Source organism: Streptomyces flavotricini (assembly GCF_020639365.1).
In the GTDB taxonomy this organism is placed as follows: Bacteria; Actinomycetota; Actinomycetes; order Streptomycetales; family Streptomycetaceae; genus Streptomyces; species Streptomyces flavotricini.
On record NZ_JAINUL010000001.1, the window covers coordinates 6,153,078 to 6,169,471 of the forward strand.

The 16,394-nt window shown below is 71.6% G+C and carries 12 protein-coding genes; 6 read left to right on the forward strand and 6 right to left on the reverse strand.

The window, feature by feature from the left end; translation table 11 throughout:
• Nucleotide 1: 1 nt before the first annotated feature.
• The 4 genes from K7B10_RS28055 to K7B10_RS28070 all read left to right on the forward strand — a co-directional run bounded on the left by K7B10_RS28055 (nucleotide 2) and on the right by K7B10_RS28070 (nucleotide 4,650).
• Nucleotides 2-1,039 carry a carbohydrate ABC transporter permease gene (locus K7B10_RS28055; RefSeq protein ID WP_229340227.1) on the forward strand — a complete coding sequence of 346 codons (1,038 nt, stop codon included), beginning with the start codon at nucleotides 2-4 and terminating at the stop codon, nucleotides 1,037-1,039.
• A 2-nt stretch (nucleotides 1,040-1,041) separates the two neighbouring features.
• Nucleotides 1,042-1,956, forward strand: a complete 915-nt coding sequence (locus tag K7B10_RS28060) for a sugar ABC transporter permease (RefSeq protein WP_372481472.1) — start codon at nucleotides 1,042-1,044, stop codon at nucleotides 1,954-1,956.
• A 76-nt stretch (nucleotides 1,957-2,032) separates the two neighbouring features.
• On the forward strand, nucleotides 2,033-3,640 hold the full coding sequence (locus tag K7B10_RS28065; RefSeq protein WP_229340229.1) for a glycoside hydrolase family 13 protein: 1,608 nt from the start codon (nucleotides 2,033-2,035) through the stop codon (nucleotides 3,638-3,640).
• The gene (locus K7B10_RS28070) at nucleotides 3,628-4,650 is read left to right on the forward strand and encodes a LacI family DNA-binding transcriptional regulator (protein ID WP_229340231.1); all 1,023 of its coding nucleotides are present in this window, start codon (nucleotides 3,628-3,630) and stop codon (nucleotides 4,648-4,650) included. Before K7B10_RS28065 ends, K7B10_RS28070 begins: the two co-directional genes overlap by 13 nt.
• A gap of 107 nt (nucleotides 4,651-4,757) precedes the next feature.
• Here K7B10_RS28070 and K7B10_RS28075 read toward each other — a convergent pair whose 3' ends face one another.
• Nucleotides 4,758-5,009 carry a hypothetical protein gene (locus K7B10_RS28075; RefSeq protein WP_229340233.1) on the reverse strand — a complete coding sequence of 84 codons (252 nt, stop codon included), beginning with the start codon at nucleotides 5,007-5,009 and terminating at the stop codon, nucleotides 4,758-4,760.
• Nucleotides 5,010-5,163: 154 nt separating this feature from the next.
• Complete coding sequence (locus K7B10_RS28080) at nucleotides 5,164-5,712, reverse strand: hypothetical protein (protein WP_229340235.1); 549 nt, start codon at nucleotides 5,710-5,712, stop codon at nucleotides 5,164-5,166.
• Nucleotides 5,713-5,950: 238 nt separating this feature from the next.
• On the opposite strand from K7B10_RS28080, the gene K7B10_RS28085 reads away from it, so the two are divergent.
• Both K7B10_RS28085 and pulA read left to right on the forward strand, forming a co-directional pair.
• Nucleotides 5,951-7,663 carry a carbohydrate-binding module family 20 domain-containing protein gene (locus K7B10_RS28085; protein WP_229340237.1) on the forward strand — a complete coding sequence of 571 codons (1,713 nt, stop codon included), beginning with the start codon at nucleotides 5,951-5,953 and terminating at the stop codon, nucleotides 7,661-7,663.
• 121 nt (nucleotides 7,664-7,784) lie between these two features.
• Nucleotides 7,785-13,127 (forward strand): pullulanase-type alpha-1,6-glucosidase, encoded by a 5,343-nt coding sequence (gene pulA / locus K7B10_RS28090; protein ID WP_229340239.1) that lies wholly within the window; start codon nucleotides 7,785-7,787, stop codon nucleotides 13,125-13,127.
• On the opposite strand, the gene K7B10_RS28095 is transcribed toward pulA, so the two are convergent.
• The 4 genes from K7B10_RS28095 to K7B10_RS28110 are packed head-to-tail and all read right to left on the reverse strand — an operon-like array spanning nucleotide 13,114 to nucleotide 16,369.
• Nucleotides 13,114-13,650: a GNAT family N-acetyltransferase gene (locus K7B10_RS28095; RefSeq protein WP_229340241.1), complete on the reverse strand. Its 537-nt coding sequence runs from the start codon at nucleotides 13,648-13,650 to the stop codon at nucleotides 13,114-13,116. The genes pulA and K7B10_RS28095 overlap by 14 nt on opposite strands.
• A 22-nt stretch (nucleotides 13,651-13,672) precedes the next feature.
• On the reverse strand, nucleotides 13,673-14,395 hold the full coding sequence (locus tag K7B10_RS28100; RefSeq protein WP_229340243.1) for a TetR/AcrR family transcriptional regulator: 723 nt from the start codon (nucleotides 14,393-14,395) through the stop codon (nucleotides 13,673-13,675).
• A 31-nt stretch (nucleotides 14,396-14,426) separates the two neighbouring features.
• Nucleotides 14,427-15,476 carry a PDR/VanB family oxidoreductase gene (locus K7B10_RS28105; protein WP_229340245.1) on the reverse strand — a complete coding sequence of 350 codons (1,050 nt, stop codon included), beginning with the start codon at nucleotides 15,474-15,476 and terminating at the stop codon, nucleotides 14,427-14,429.
• Nucleotides 15,473-16,369 carry a metal-dependent hydrolase gene (locus tag K7B10_RS28110; RefSeq protein ID WP_229340247.1) on the reverse strand — a complete coding sequence of 299 codons (897 nt, stop codon included), beginning with the start codon at nucleotides 16,367-16,369 and terminating at the stop codon, nucleotides 15,473-15,475. Before K7B10_RS28110 ends, K7B10_RS28105 begins: the two co-directional genes overlap by 4 nt.
• Nucleotides 16,370-16,394 lie beyond the last annotated feature (25 nt).

Genomic DNA, 16,394 nt, shown 5'->3' on the forward strand with positions numbered 1-16,394 from the left:
GATGGCTGCTCACACCAGCCAGTCGGTGGCGAAGGCCGCGGGCGGCGACGGGGAAGACCCCGTCGCGGCCCGCGGCCGGAGCCGCAGGACTGACACCGCAACCGCCCGGAACGACGGTGGCGTCAGGCGTGCCCTCGCCACCCACTGGTACGCCTGGGCCATGATCGCCCCGGTGGTGCTCGTCCTCGGCGTGATCATCGGCTGGCCGCTCGCCCGCGGCATCTACCTGTCGCTGACCGACGCCAACGAGCGCAATGTCGGCCGTACGATCGGCGCCAACCACATCGAGGCCACGTACAAGTTCGTCGGCCTCGACAACTACGCCGACGTCCTGGCCGACCCGGTGTTCCTGCAGCGGCTGGTGTGGACGGTGGTGTGGACCGTCCTGTGCGTGTCGATCACCTTCACGCTCGGACTGGCCCTGGCCAACATGCTCAACCGGGAGTTCCGGGGCCGCGCCGCCTACCGGATGGCGCTCATCCTGCCCTGGGCCGTTCCCGGCTTCGTCTCCGTCTTCGCCTGGCGGTTCCTGTTCAACCGCGACAGCGGCATCCTGAACAAGATCCTCGAAGGGGGCGGCATCTCGGCGGTCCCGTGGCTCGACGACCCGACGTGGGCGAAGTTCTCGGTCGTCGCCGTCAACGTCTGGCTCGGCGTCCCCTTCATGATGGTCGCCCTGCTCGGCGGGCTGCAGTCGATCCCCGGTGAGCTGTACGAGGCCGCCGAGATGGACGGGGCCACGGCCTGGCAGCGGTTCCGGCACATCACCCTGCCCGGGCTGCGGTCGGTGAGCATGACGGTGATCCTGCTCTCCACCATCTGGACCTTCAACATGTTCCCGGTGATCTTCCTGCTGACGCGGGGCGGACCGGGCGACTCCACCGAGATCCTGGTGACCCAGGCGTTCCGGGAGGCCTTCGTGGCCAGCCCGCGCGATTTCGCGGGCTCCGCCACCTGGGGCGTGCTCATCCTCGCCCTGCTCATGATCTTCGCGCTGGTCTACCGGCGCTCGCTGCGCAAGCAGGGAGAGGTGTGGTGACCGTGACGACGACCGACGTTCCCGCGAGCAAGCCGGACGCGAGCAAGCAGAGCGCGAGCAGGCCGGACGCGAGCAAGCAGAGCGTGCGCAAGAGGGGGGAGCGCTCCCCGCTCGCCTCCGCCGGACTGCACGTCACCCTGATCGTGGCGTCCGTGATCGCCGTCTTCCCGGTGCTGTGGGTCCTGCTGACCTCCATCAAGCCCGCGAAGCACGCCATCTCCACGGACTTCGTGAAGGAACCGACCCTCGACAACTACCGCTACCTGGTGGAGTCGACCTCCTTCTTCACCTGGTTCGGCAACTCCGTGCTCGTCGCCGGCATCACCACCGTCCTCGGCGTGTTCATCGCCGCCACGACCGGGTACGCCGTGAGCCGGTTCAAGTTCCCCGGCATGAAGCCGCTGATGTGGACCCTGCTCATCACGCAGATGTTCCCGATGGCCATCCTGATCGTCCCGCTCTACAACCTCATGGGACAGCTGGGACTGCTCAACCAGCCGCTCGGGCTGATCATCACGTACCTCACCATCGCCGTGCCGTTCTGCGCCTGGATGATGAAGGGCTTCTTCGACACCATCCCGGTCGAGATCGACGAATCCGGCCGCGTCGACGGACTCAACCCCTTCGGCACCTTCTGGCGCCTGATCCTGCCGCTGGCCAAGCCCGGCCTCGCCGTCACCGGCTTCTACTCGTTCATCACCGCCTGGGGCGAGGTCGCGTACGCCTCCGCCTTCATGGTCGGCGACGAACACCTCACCCTCGCCGGGGGCCTGCAGACCTTCGTCACGCAGTACACCTCCAACTGGGGTGCGATGAGTGCCGCTTCGGTCCTCATCGCCATCCCGGCGGCCATCTTCTTCCTCTTCGCCCAGCGTCACCTCGTCGCCGGGATGACGGCAGGCGCGACCAAGGGCTGACGCCCCTCTCGCGACCACAGGGCCGACCACCCTGCCTGCCCCCTCTCACCCCCGGCCCGATCTCTCCAAGGACGACATGACCCAGCACCTCGCCGACGCACTGACTTCGGACAGTGGCCTTCCCACCACCACCGGCACCCGGCCCGGCTGGTGGAGAGAAGCGGTGATCTACCAGGTCTATCCGCGCAGCTTCGCCGACTCCAACGGGGACGGCATGGGGGACCTCGAAGGCATCCGCAGCCGTCTGCCCTACCTCAAGGAGCTGGGCGTCGACGCCGTCTGGCTCAGCCCCTTCTACGCCTCCCCGCAGGCCGACGCCGGCTACGACGTCGCCGACTACCGGGCCATCGACCCCATGTTCGGCACCCTGCACGACGCCGACGCCGTGATCCGCGAAGCCCACGAGCTGGGCCTGCGCATCATCGTGGACCTCGTCCCCAACCACTGCTCCGACCAGCACGAATGGTTCAAGCAGGCGCTTCGGGAGGGCCCCGGCACCCCGCTGCGCGAGCGCTTCCACTTCCGCCCCGGGCAGGGCGACGACGGGGAGCTGCCGCCCAACGACTGGGAGTCGATCTTCGGCGGTCCGGCGTGGACCCGCGTCGCGGACGGCGAGTGGTACCTGCACCTCTTCGCCCCCGAGCAGCCCGACTTCAACTGGGAGCACCCGGCCGTCCAGGACGAGTTCCGCTCCATCCTGCGGTTCTGGCTCGACCTGGGGGCCGACGGCTTCCGCATCGACGTCGCCCACGGCCTGGTCAAGGCCCCCGGCCTGCCCGACCTCGGCCGCGACGAGCAGCTCAAGCTGCTCGGCAACCAGGTGCTGCCCTTCTTCGACCAGGACGGCGTCCACGAGATCTACCGCTCCTGGCGCCTGGTCCTCGACGAGTACGCGGGCGACCGCATCGGCGTCGCCGAGGCCTGGACCCCCAGCGCCGACCGCACCGCCCTGTACCTGCGCCCCGACGAGCTGCACCAGGCGTTCAACTTCCACTACCTGAGCACCGGCTGGGACGCGGAGGCGCTGCGCGCCACCATCGACGAGTCGCTCGACTCGATGCGGCCCGTCGGCGCCCCCACCACCTGGGTGCTGTCCAACCACGACGTGGTCCGCCACCGCACCCGCTTCGGCAGCCTGGAGCGGGCCCGCGCCGCCGCGCTGCTGATGCTGGCCCTGCCCGGGTCCGCGTACGTCTACCAGGGCGAGGAGCTCGGCCTGCCCGAGGTCGTGGACCTCCCCGACGAGGTGCGCCAGGACCCCTCGTTCTTCAAGGCGAACGGCCAGGACGGACTCCGCGACGGCTGCCGCGTGCCGATCCCGTGGTCGGGCGACCAGGCCCCGTACGGCTTCGGCGAGGGTGGCAGCTGGCTGCCGCAGCCGGCCGAGTGGGCCGGGCTGAGCGTCGAGGTCCAGACGGGCGACCCGGCCTCCACCCTGGAGCTGTACCGGGCGGCGCTGCGGATCCGCCGGGAGCGCGGCGACCTGGGCGCGGGCGACGCGGTGGAGTGGCTGGAGGCGCCCGAGGGCGTGCTGGCGTTCCGCCGCGGCGACTTCGTCTGCACGGTCAACACGACGCGGGAGCCCGTCCGGATGCCCGCGCCGGGGACGGTGCTGCTGGCGAGCGGCGAGGTGACGGACCCCGGGGTCCTCGGGGCCGACACGGCGGTGTGGTGGCAGGGGTGACCTCCCCGCTCCGGCTGACGGACATCGCCGCGCAGGCCCAGGTCAGCGAGGCGACGGTCAGCCGTGTGCTCAACGGCAAGGCGGGCGTGGCGGCCGGCACCCGGCACAAGGTGCTGGCCGCCATGGACCTGCTGGGCTACGAGCGCCCCGTACGGCTCAAGCGCCGCAGCAACGGCCTGGTGGGGCTGCTGATCCCTGAGCTCACGAACCCCATCTTCCCGGCGTTCGCGCAGGTCATCGAGCAGGCGCTGGCCGGACACGGGTACACGCCGGTGCTGTGCACGCAGACCCCCGGCGGGGCCACCGAGGACGAGCTGGTGGAGCAGCTGGAGGAGCGGGGGGTCACGGGGATCGTCTTCCTGTCGGGCCTCCACGCGGACTCTTCGCTGGACCCGTCCCGCTACCAGCGCCTGTCGTCGCGGGGGATCCCCTTCGTCCTGATCAACGGATTCAACGAGCACGTCAACGCCCCCTTCATCTCGCCGGACGACCGGGCGGCGGCGGACATGGCGGTACGCCACCTCGCCGACCTGGGCCACCGGCGGATCGGCCTGGCCATAGGGCCGACGCGGTACGTCCCGTCGGCGCGCAAGGAGGCGGGGTTCAGGGCGGCGGTGCCGGAGGCGGAGGAGGAAGGCCGGATCCAGCGGACGCTGTTCACGGTGGAGGGCGGCCACGCGGCGGGCGGAGCCCTGCTGGACCGCGGCTGCACGGGCATCGTGTGCGGCAGCGACCCCATGGCGCTCGGCGTGATCCGCGCGGCGAGGGAGCGCGGCCTGCGCGTCCCGGAGGACGTGTCGGTCGTCGGCTTCGACGACTCCCCGCTGATCGCCTTCACGGACCCGCCGCTGACGACGATCCGCCAACCGGTCCGCGCCATGGCCACGGCAGCGGTGGGAGCCCTCCTGGAGGCGGTGGCCGGAACCCCGGTCCAGCGCACGGAGTACGTCTTCCAGCCGGAGCTGGTGGTGAGGGGCTCGACGGCCCAGGTCCCGGAGGACACCCCCTAGGAGCCGGTCGCAGGGCACTGGGCACAGGCACCGGTCACCGGCCACCGGGACGCCGCAGGGGCGGCCGACGTCACCGTCGGGCCGCCCCTGCGGTGCGGGCCTCGGGATCAGGCGCCGAGGTGGTGGCCCTTCAGCCACTCCTTCTCGCTGCTCTTCTCGCAGGACGAGTTGTAGACCGGGCCGGCGAACGCGGGCAGGTTGTGCGGCACCGCGGCGAACGTGGAGCAGTTCGACGACTTGGCCGCGTGGCCGCCGCCGAAGTAGTCGATGTCGACTCCGTCGGCCAGGGCGGCGCCGGCGCCGCCGAGCAGGATGCCTGCAGCCAGGACGGACGCGGTGACAGCGGAACGAATACGCATGACTCCCCTAAGGATCATCGGAGGGACGCGCTGTTCGGTCCGCGCGTCGGCCGGTCCAACCGTCCATGAGCGCCACTGGGAACGGGCGTTCACTCCAATGCCCGCAGCTGTATCGTTTCGACACTCTGCGCCCCTTTGCGCGCCCCCCGGTCGCTCACGGGTCGCGGAGGCCGCGAGCGAGGACCGGGGGGCCGCCGTCGCCGGAGCCCGGCAGGACGACGAGGAACCGCCACCGGTCGTCCTCGACGACGGCCATGCCGATGGCCGCGGCGGCCGCGAACGCCTCGGCGGCGGGCCCGGCACCCTCGGTCAGCTCGTCGAGCCGGGCGTGGAACCCCGCCAGGTCCGCGGAGGGGCCGTTGATCCACAGCCGGACCGGCGCGCCCCCGCGCAGGGCGGCGAGCAGCTCCTCGCGGATCCGGCCCCCGGCCGCGGCCCGGACCCGCCCGTGAAGGCGTTCCTGGACGCACGGCTCCGTCGGGGCGTCCTTCGCCGCCCGGCGACACCGCCGGCACGACTGCAGGGCGTCGGGCTCGAACAGGTGGAGACGGCAGGTGAGGCAGCGGGCCGCTATCCCGCAGAGCGTCCCGCGCCCGCCACCCGCGTGCTCGACCCCGGGCGCGCCCCTCACCTCGCAGGCCCCGAACCGGGCCGCCACCCGCGCCGTCGCGAACGACCAGCCGTCGTTCCGTTCATCGATCACGCACGGGAGCATGCCACCGGCAACCGGTCGGCTCACGACCGGGCCCCGTCCGCTTCGCCGGTCGTCGACGCGGACACGGATGCGGATGCGGACGCCGCCGGGCCCTACACCGTCCGCCCGTACGGCAGGACACGCCCCGGAAACAATTCTGCAATCTCTTGCGCAAACTCTTGCAGCGCTCTTACCTGGCCCCTACGGTCTCTGCAATCCCCACCTCTCCCGCCAGGAGGCCCCCCGCATGCCTGCCAGAGCCGTCAGAGCTGCAACTCTTTTCACCTCGACCGCACTCGCCGCCGGCGCCCTCCTCACCGGCCCGGCGCCGCAGGCCGCCGCCGCGACGCCCGGGGACAAGGACGTCACCGCCGTCCTCTTCGAGTGGCGTTTCGAGTCCGTAGGCAAGGCCTGCACCGACTCGCTCGGTCCCGCCGGATACGGGTACGTCCAGGTCTCGCCGCCCCAGGAGCACATCCAGGGCCCCCAGTGGTGGACCTCGTACCAGCCCGTCAGCTACAAGATCGCCGGGCGGCTCGGTGACCGCGCCGCGTTCAAGGCCATGGTCGACACCTGCCACGCCGCCGGGGTGAAGGTCGTCGCCGACTCCGTGATCAACCACATGGCCGCCGGTGACGGCGTGGGGACCGGGGGGTCCTCGTACACGAAGTACGGGTACCCCGGGGTCTATTCGGGTTCCGACATGGACGACTGCCGGGCGACCATCTCCAACTATCAGGACCGGGCCAACGTCCAGAACTGCGAGCTCGTACAGCTCGCCGATCTCGACACCGGCGAGGACTACGTACGCGGGCGCATCGCCGGGTACCTGAACGACCTGCTGTCCCTGGGCGTCGACGGCTTCCGGATCGACGCCGCCAAGCACATGCCGGCCGCCGACCTCGCCAACATCAAGTCCCGGCTGACGAATCCTTCCGTCTACTGGAAGCAGGAGGCGATATACGGAGCCGGTGAGGCCGTCTCGCCCTCCGAGTACCTCGGCAACGGCGACGTGCAGGAGTTCCGCTACGCCCGGGACCTCAAGCGGGTCTTCCAGAACGAGAACCTCGCCTACCTGAAGAACTTCGGCGAGGCCTGGGGGTACATGCCGAGCGGGCAGTCCGCCGTCTTCGTCGACAACCACGACACCGAGCGCGGCGGCGACACCCTCAACTACAAGGACGGCTCCGCCTACACCCTCGCAGGCGTCTTCATGCTGGCGTGGCCGTACGGATCCCCCGACGTGCACTCCGGGTACGAGTGGACCGACAAGGACGCCGGTCCGCCGAACGGCGGCTCGGTCGGTGCCTGTTACACCGACGGGTGGAAGTGCCAGCACGCCTGGCGGGAGATCTCCTCCATGGTCGGCTTCCGCAACGCCGCCCGCGGCCAGGCCGTCACCAACTGGTGGGACAACGGCGCCGACCAGATCGCCTTCGGGCGCGGGGCCAAGGCGTACGTCGCCATCAACCACGAGGGCGCGGCCCTCACCCGGACCTTCCAGAGCTCGCTCCCGGCCGGCGACTACTGCGACGTGCAGAGCGGTCGCACCGTCAGCGTGAACTCCGCCGGGCAGTTCACCGCCACCCTCGGGGCCGGGACCGCCCTGGCCCTGCACGTCAACGCCCGTACGTGCACCGGCGGTGGGACCACGCCGCCGCCGGCGGCCGCGGGCGCCTCGTTCGCCGTCAACGCCACCACCGTCCCCGGGCAGAACATCTACGTCACCGGCGACCGCGCCGAGCTCGGCGGCTGGAACACCGGCAGCGCCCTCAAGCTCGACCCGGCGGCCTACCCCGTCTGGAAGCTGGACGTCTCCCTCCCGGCCGGGACGGCGTTCTCGTACAAGTACGTACGCAAGGACGCCGCCGGGAACGTCACCTGGGAGAGCGGCGCCAACCGCACCGCGACCGTCCCGGCGAGCGGCAAGGCCGTACTCGACGACACCTGGCGCAGCTGACCCCCACGCACCCCCCACATCCCCCACGCAACCCCACCGACCAGGGCCGCCCGGCGTCCACAGACCCCGCCATCCGCCGGGCGGCCCTCATCCACGCGACACGTAACCAAGGAGATCCGCCTTGATACGCCCCGCCGCAGGAGTGCTCGCCGCCGCCCTGGCCGTGACGCTCCTGCCCGCCCTCCCGGCCGCGGCCTCAGCGCCGCCCGCCCCGCCCTCGGACGCGAAACTGGCCGCCGAGCCCGCGCGGCACGATCTGACCCGGGAGCAGTTCTACTTCGTCCTCCCGGACCGGTTCGCGAACGGCGACCCGCGCAACGACACCGGCGGCCTGACCGGCAGCCGGCTGGAGACCGGGCTGGACCCGACGGACAAGGGCTTCTACCAGGGCGGCGACCTCAAGGGGCTGACCGACCGGCTCGACTACATCAAGGGGCTCGGGACCACCGCCATCTGGATGGCGCCGATCTTCAAGAACCAGCCGGTGCAGGGGAAGGGGGCCGACGTCTCCGCCGGCTACCACGGGTACTGGATCACCGACTTCACGCAGGTCGACCCGCACTTCGGCACCAACGCCGACCTGGAGCGGCTGATCGGCAAGGCGCACGCGAAGGGGATGAAGGTCTTCTTCGACGTCATCACCAACCACACCGCCGACGTCGTCGACTACCGGGAGCAGTCCTACTCCTATCTCTCCAAGGGGGCCTTCCCCTACCTGACGAAGGACGGGGTGCCGTTCGACGACTCCGACTACGCGGACGGGAAGCGCAAGTTCCCCGCCGTGGACGCCGAGTCCTTCCCGCGGACCCCCTTCGTGCCCGACGCGAAGAAGAACCTGAAGGCTCCCGCCTGGCTCAACGACCCGACGATGTACCACGACCGGGGCGACTCCACCTTCTCCGGAGACTCCTCCGAACAGGGCGACTTCTTCGGCCTCGACGACCTGTGGACCGAACGCCCCGAGGTCGTCAGCGGGATGGAGAAGATCTACGAGAAGTGGGTCAAGGACTTCTCGATCGACGGCTTCCGCATCGACACGGTCAAGCACGTCAACACCGGGTTCTGGACGCAGTGGGCCACCGCCCTCGACAAGTACGCCGCCCAGCACGGCCGGAAGAACTTCTTCATGTTCGGCGAGGTCTACTCCGCCGACACGGCCGTCACCTCCCCGTACGTGACGCAGGGCCGCCTCGACGCCACCCTCGACTTCCCGCTCCAGGACGCGATCCGGGCGTACGCCTCCCAGGGCGCGGCCGCCTCGCGGCTGGGATCCGTACTGGCCGACGACTACCGGTACACGACGGACAAGGCGAACGCGTACGAGCAGGTCACCTTCCTCGGCAACCACGACATGGGCCGTTTCGGGAGCTTCCTGAAGCAGGACCGGCCGGGGGCGGGGGAGCAGGAGCTGCTGGACCGCTACCGGCTGGCCAACGAGCTGATGTTCTTCTCCCGGGGCAACCCGGTGGTCTACTCCGGCGACGAGCAGGGCTTCACGGGCGCGGGCGGTGACAAGGACGCCCGGCAGCCGCTGTTCGGCACGCGGATCGCGGACTACCTGGACGACGACCAGCTCGCGACCGCGCGCACGCACGCGAGCGATGCCTACGACCCGGGACATCCGCTCTACAAGCAGATCAGTGCTCTCTCGAAGCTGACGAAGGACCACCCGGCCCTGCGGGACGGCGTCCAGAGCGAGCGTTTCGCCGACGGGTCCGTCTACGCCTTCGCCCGCACCGACGCCCGCTCCCGCACCGAGTACCTCGTCGCCGCCAACAACGCCGCCGAAGCCCGGACCGTCGAGCTCGACGCCCCGGCCGGAGCCCAGTACCGCACCCTGTACGGCGGCAGCGCCCTGCTCCGCGCCTCCGCGGCCGGCAAGCTGACCGTCACCGTGCCCGCCCTCGGCTCGGTGGTCCTCCAGGGCATCTCCCCCCTCGCGGCCCCCGCCACCAAGCCCGCCCTCACCCTCAAGGCCCCGGCGCCCGGCGCCACCGGAACCGTCGAGCTCTCCGCCGACGTCACCGGAGGCGGCCTGAACCGGGTCGTCTTCGCCGCCCAGACCGGCACCGGCGCGTGGCAGGTCCTCGGCTCCGCCGACCACGCCCCGTACAAGGTCACCCAGCACGTCACCGCGCCCGCCGGCACCGCCCTGCGCTACAAGGCCGTCGTCGTCGATTCCCGCGGCCGCACCGCGAGCGCCCTCGCCGAGTCCGTCTCCGGCCAGGTCCCGCCCACCCCGGTCCCCACCGCCACCCAGCGCGACTACGCGGTCGTGCACTACCGCCGTCCCGACGGCGACTACACGAACTGGCGGCTGTACGCGTGGGGCGACCTCGCCGACGGCGAGGCCACTCCCTGGCCGGCCGGCCACGACTTCACCGGCCGCGACGCCTACGGCGCCTTCGCCCACGTCCGCCTCAAGCCCGGTGCTTCCTCGATCGGCTACCTCGTCATCGACAAGGACGGCAACAAGGACGTCGCCACCGACCGCACCCTCGACGTGACGAAGAGCGGCGAGGTCTGGCTGGAGCAGGGCAAGGAGGCGGCCACCACCGAACGCCCCGTCTACCCGCCCCAGGACCAGGCCAAGGCCGTCCTCCACTACCAGCGCCCCGACGGCGCCTACGACGGCTGGGGCCTGCACGTCTGGACCGGCGCCGCGACCCCGACCGACTGGTCCAAGCCGCTGATGCCCGCCCGCACCGACTCCTACGGCGCCGTGTACGAGGTCCCGCTCGCGGCCGGGGCGACCAGCCTGAGCTACATCCTCCACAAGGGCGACGAGAAGGACCTGCCCACCGACCAGTCCCTCGACCTGAAGGCCACCGGCCACGAGGTCTGGATGCTGGGCGGCCGGGCCCCGTACCTCCTCCCGCAGCCGGCCGGTTCCTCCGCCGCCCTCGACCTCACCAAGTCCGAGGCCGTCTGGATCGACCGTTCCACCCTCGCCTGGAACGCCCCCGCGACCGCCGCCTCCGTCCAGCTCCTCGCCTCACGCGAGGGCACGATCACCGCGGAGGACGGCGTCCTGCGCGCGGACGGCGCCCAGTGGCTGCGCCTGGCCAAGACCGAGCTCACCGCCGCCCAGAAGCAGGAGTTCCCGCACCTCGCGACGTACGCCGCCTACTCCGTCGACCCCCGCGACCGGGACCGCGTACGGGAGGCCCTGCGCGGCCAGCTCGTGGCGAGCGCCCGCGCCGCGACCGGCGCCGTACTCGCCGCGACCGGCGTCCAGCTCGCCGGCGTGCTCGACGACCTGTACGCGAACACCGCCGCCCTCGGACCGGTCTTCAAGGACGGCCGCCCCACCCTCTCCGTCTGGGCCCCCACCGCCCGCCAGGTCGCCCTCGAACTCGACGGCCGCACCGTCCCCATGCGCCGCGACGACACCACCGGCGTCTGGTCGGTGCGCGGCGAACGCGGCTGGACGGGCAAGCCCTACCGCTACGACGTGACCGTGTGGGCCCCGAGCACCCGCAGGATGGTCCGCAACCTCGTCACCGACCCGTACTCCACCGCCCTGACCACCGACTCCACGTACAGCCTGGCCGTCGACCTGGCCGACCCGAAGCTGGCCCCGCCCGGCTGGCGCGGCCTGCGCAAGCCCGCGGCCGTCCCCTTCACCTCCGCCCAGATCCAGGAGCTCCACATCCGCGACTTCTCGGTCGCGGACCCCACGAGCGCCCACCCCGGCCAGTACCTGGCGTTCACGGACACCGGCTCGGCGGGCATGCAGCACCTGCGCGCGCTCGCCGCCTCCGGCACCTCCTACGTCCACCTCCTCCCCGCCTTCGACATCGGCACGATCCCGGAGAAGCCCTCCGACCGCACCGAACCCGCCTGCGACCTGAAGGTGTACGCGCCGGACTCGCCCGAGCAGCAGGCCTGCGTGGCCGCCGCGGCGGCGAAGGACGCGTACAACTGGGGCTACGACCCGCTGCACTACACGGTGCCGGAGGGCTCGTACGCGAGCGACCCGAACGGCACGGCCCGTACGGTCGAGTTCCGAAGGATGGTCCAGTCCCTGAACGGAGCCGGCCTGCGGACCGTCATGGACGTGGTCTACAACCACACCGTGGCCTCCGGCCAGTCCGACAAGTCCGTCCTCGACCGGATCGTGCCGGGCTACTACCAGCGGCTGCTGGCGGACGGCTCGGTCGCCAACTCCACCTGCTGCGCCAACACCGCGCCCGAGAACGCCATGATGGGCCGGCTCGTCGTGGACTCGATCGTCACCTGGGCGAAGGAGTACAAGGTCGACGGCTTCCGCTTCGACCTGATGGGCCACCACCCGAAGGAGAACATCCTCGCCGTCCGCAAGGCACTCGACGCCCTGACCGTCGCCAAGGACGGGGTCGACGGCAAGAAGATCATCCTGTACGGGGAGGGCTGGAACTTCGGCGAGGTCGCGGACGACGCCCGCTTCGTCCAGGCCACGCAGAAGAACATGGCCGGCACCGGCATCGCCACCTTCTCGGACCGCTCGCGCGACGCCGTCCGCGGCGGCGGCCCCTTCGACGAGGACCCGCGCGTCCAGGGCTTCGCCTCCGGCCTGTTCACCGCCCCGAACGCCTCGCCCGCGAACGGCACGGCGGAGCAGCAGCGGGCCCGCCTGCTGCACGACCAGGACCTGATCAAGGTCGGGCTGTCCGGCAACCTCGCCTCGTACGCCTTCACGGACAGCTCGGGCCGGCACACCTCGGGCTCCGAGGTGGACTACAACGGCTCCCCGGCCGGGTACGCGGCGGCCCCCGGCGACGCCCTCGCCTACGCCGACGCGCACGACAACGAGACCCTGGCCGACGCCCTGGCCTACAAGCTGGCGCCGGGCACCTCGGCCGCGGACCAGGCCCGGATGCAGGTCCTGGCGATGGCCGTCGGCACCCTCTCGCAGGGCCCGTCGCTGACCCAGGCCGGAACGGACCTGCTGCGCTCGAAGTCCCTCGACCGCAACTCGTACGACAGCGGCGACTGGTTCAACGCCGTCCACTGGGACTGCCGCGAAGGCAACGGCTTCGGCCGCGGCCTGCCCCCGGCCGCCGACAACGCTTCCAAGTGGCCCTACGCGAAGCCGCTGCTGGCCGGCGGCAAGGCACCGGGCTGCACCGAGATCACGGGCGCGTCCGCCGCCTACCGCGACCTGCTGCGGATCCGTACGACGGAGCGGGCCTTCGCCCTCACCACGCCCGAGGCGGTCCAGGCGGCGCTCGCCTTCCCGCTCTCCGGCAAGGACGAGACCCCGGGGGTGATCACGATGACCCTCGGCGACCTGGTGGTGGTCTTCAACGCCACCCCCGCCGCCCGGTCCCAGCGCGTCCCGGCCCTCGCGGGCACCGCCTACGCCCTGCACCCGGTCCAGGCGGCCGGCTCCGACCCCGTGGTCAGGCAGGCGACGTACGACGCGAAGACGGGAGAGTTCACGACGCCGCCGCGCACGGTCGCCGTCTTCACACGACGGTGAGCTGATCGAGCCGCTTCTCGAGCAGGATCACCCCGTACACCCGCCCGTCCTTGCCCTCCTTGTGGGGGAACTCCCCGACCACCCGGTAGCCCGCGCCCCGGTAGTACGCGAGCAGCCGGGGGTTGGTGGAGACGCAGTCCAGCCGCGCCCGCGGCAGTCCGGAACCGGCGATCCGGCGCTCGGCATGTTCGAGTATCCGCCGTCCGGCGCCCGCGGGCGCGGTTTCGCGGTCCACCATCAGCCGGTGCACGTATCCGGCGACCGGCGGCTGCACGCCCCAGGCCTCCTCGTCGGACCACCACAGCTCGTACGCGCCGATGATCCGCCCGTCGGGGTCACCGGCGAGCCACACCTCGCCCTCGCGCATCTTCGTCAGGAAGTGCGCGGCGTCCTTGTCCCCGGGCTTCCACTGGTCGATCCCGTGCTTGCGCATCCACCGGGCGGCCTGGTCGTACAGGGTCACCAGCGCGGCGGCGTCCTTCTCCGCGGCACGCCGGAACAAGATCCCGTCATTAATGATCACGGGCGCATTATCACGCGGATGATCACCGGGGGTCGGTAACGGCGGCCTCCACCGTCGGCGGCACCAGCCCCACGAGCCGCCCGACCAGCTCCCCGAACGGCCCGTCGGCCGGCTCGTCGCGAAGGATCCGGCCGAGGACGGCGGCCATCTCCGCGTCGTACGCGGCGCTCACGGCGGCCAGCGCGGCGAAGTCGTGCACGAGCTGCAACTCCAGCTCGGCCCGCGGGATCTTGCGCCCCTCCAGCCAGATCAGCGCGGTGGACTCCGCCAGCGACACCCAGGACCGCACCACGAGCTCCAGCCGCGCGGGCGGGTCCTCGATGCCGATGTGCGTCACGATCTGCTCGTAAGCGGCCTGCCGGACCTCGTCGATCATCGCGTTGGTCCGGTTGCTGCCGACGGCCGGGCCGCCGCGCATCAGTGCCGAGAAACCGGGCCCGTGGTCGTCGACGAACGCGAAGAACCGGCCCATGACGCGCAGCAGCCGTGCCCCGAGCGGCCCCTCCCGGGGCTCGACGAAGCGCTGCGCGAGCTCGTCGGCGGCCCGCCGCAGAGCGGCCTCGTACAGGCTCAACTTGCCAGGGAAGTAGTGGTAGACGAGCGGCCGCGATATCCCCGCGGCCGCCGCGATCTCGTCGATCGACACGTCGTCGGGCGACCTGAGGCTGAACAGCTCCAGGGCCACGCCGATCAGCTGCTGCCGCCGCTCCTCGACACCCATCCTGCGCCGCGTCCCGGTAGTCATGCGCAACACCCTACTGGGCCTGCGGCGACGCTCAGAGGTCGAGGACCAGGTGGTCGTCCTGGGCGCGGGAGACGCACAGCAGCATCGAGTCCTCGCGCTCCTGGTCCGTGAGGAGGGTGTCGCGGTGGTCGACCTCGCCCGCGAGGACGCGGTGTTGGCAGGTACCGCAGAAGCCCTGCTCGCAGGAGTACGGGGTGTCGGGCAGCTCCCGGCGGACCGCGGCCAGGGTGGTTTCGCCCGCCGCGACCTCGATCGTGCGGCCCGAGCGGTGGAGTTCCACCGTGAAGGGCCGGGAGGTTGCCGTCGTGGGCGTCGTCGCCGTGAAGCGTTCGAGGTGGACCGCAGCGGTGGGCGGGGCCGCTTCCCGGACCGCGTTCATCAAGGGGGCCGGGCCGCAGCAGTAGACGAGGGTGCCGGGGGGCGTCGCGCCGAGAGCGCTCAGGTCGGGCAGGCCCGCCTCGTCCTCGGGGACGAGGGTGACCCGGGAACCGTACGCGGCCAGTTCGGCGGTGAACGGCATGGAGGAGCGCGAGCGGCCGCCGTACAGGAGGGTCCAGTCCGCGCCCGCCGCCGTGGCCTCGCGCAGCATCGGGAGGACCGGCGTGATGCCGATGCCGCCCGCGACGAAGACGTACGAGGAGGACGGCACCAGCTCGAAGCGGTTGCGGGGCGGGCGTACGGGGAGCTCCGCGCCCTCCACCAGCTGGGCGTGCGCCTCCCGGGATCCGCCGCGGCCGTCCTCGATCAGCCGGATCGCGATCGTGTAGCGGCCCGTGTCGGCCGGATCGCCGCAGAGGCTGTACTGGCGGACCAGGCCGGACGGGAGCTGTACGTCCACGTGCGCGCCCGGGGCCCACGGCGGGAGCTCCGGGGATTCGAGGGTGAGCATCAGCACCCCGTCCGCGGGCTCCGTACGGGAGGTGATCAGCGCGGGCAGCCAGCGCCGCGGGGAGTGGCCCGAGACCGGGGTGTCCAGCGCCGGGAGGGGCCACAGCGGGGAGCGGGCGATGCGCCCCCGTAGGGCGCGCCGGGCCAGCAGCGCCGCGCCCGCCACCGCCGCCAGCTTCAGGGCGCGGCTCATGCGGTGGCACCGCCGTTCGCGCCGGGGGAGGAGGCCAGGTAGGCCACGGCCTGGGCCGTGGAGCCCTCCTGGGACGGGTGGTACGAACGGGACAGGTACGTCGGGATCGACTTGAGCATCGCGCCCGCCGAGGGCAGCGTGCCCTGCCGGCCGGCCCGGAAGAACTGGCCCAGGGAGGCCTTGGCGGCGGGCAGTTCCGGGTCGTTCTCCATGAAGAAGCGGGCGCCCCGCTGCCAGAGGAAGACGAGCGCCGTGAAGGCGGTGGCCCAGGTGCGGGCCCGCCGGTGGTAGCCGCCGTCCACGTGCATGAAGAGGTCGAAGGCCACCGAGCGGTGCTCCACCTCCTCCGCACCGTGCCAGCGCAGCAGGTCCAGCATCACGGGGTCCGCGCCCCGGCGGTCCAGTTCGTCCGCGTTGAGCACCCAGTCCCCGAGGAACGCCGTGTAGTGCTCGATCGCCGCGATCAGCGCGACCCGCTCCATGAGCCACCAGTGCCGGGCCTTGCCCGGAGGCAGTGTCCGGTCGCCGAGCAGCTTCTCGAAGAGCCAGTCCACCTGCGCCGTGTAGGGCGTAGGGTCCAGGCCCAGCCGCTTGAGGTGGGGGAGCACGTCGTCGTGGGCGGCGGCGTGCATGGCCTCCTGCCCGATGAACCCGACGACGTCCGCGCGCAGTTGCTCGTCCTTGACGTACGGGAGCACCTGCTTGTAGACGTGCACGAACCAGCGCTCGCCCGCGGGCAGCAGCAGGTGCAGCACGTTGATGGTGTGGGTGGCGAACGGGTCGCCCGGCAGCCAGTGGAGCGGGGTGTCCTCCCAGCCGAAGGACACGTTCCGCGCCTTGAGCTCGATGTGCTCCGACGCCACGGGGGCGGGCGCGTGCGGCGTATTAGACATGGCGTCAATGTACTGAGGGGTAGGG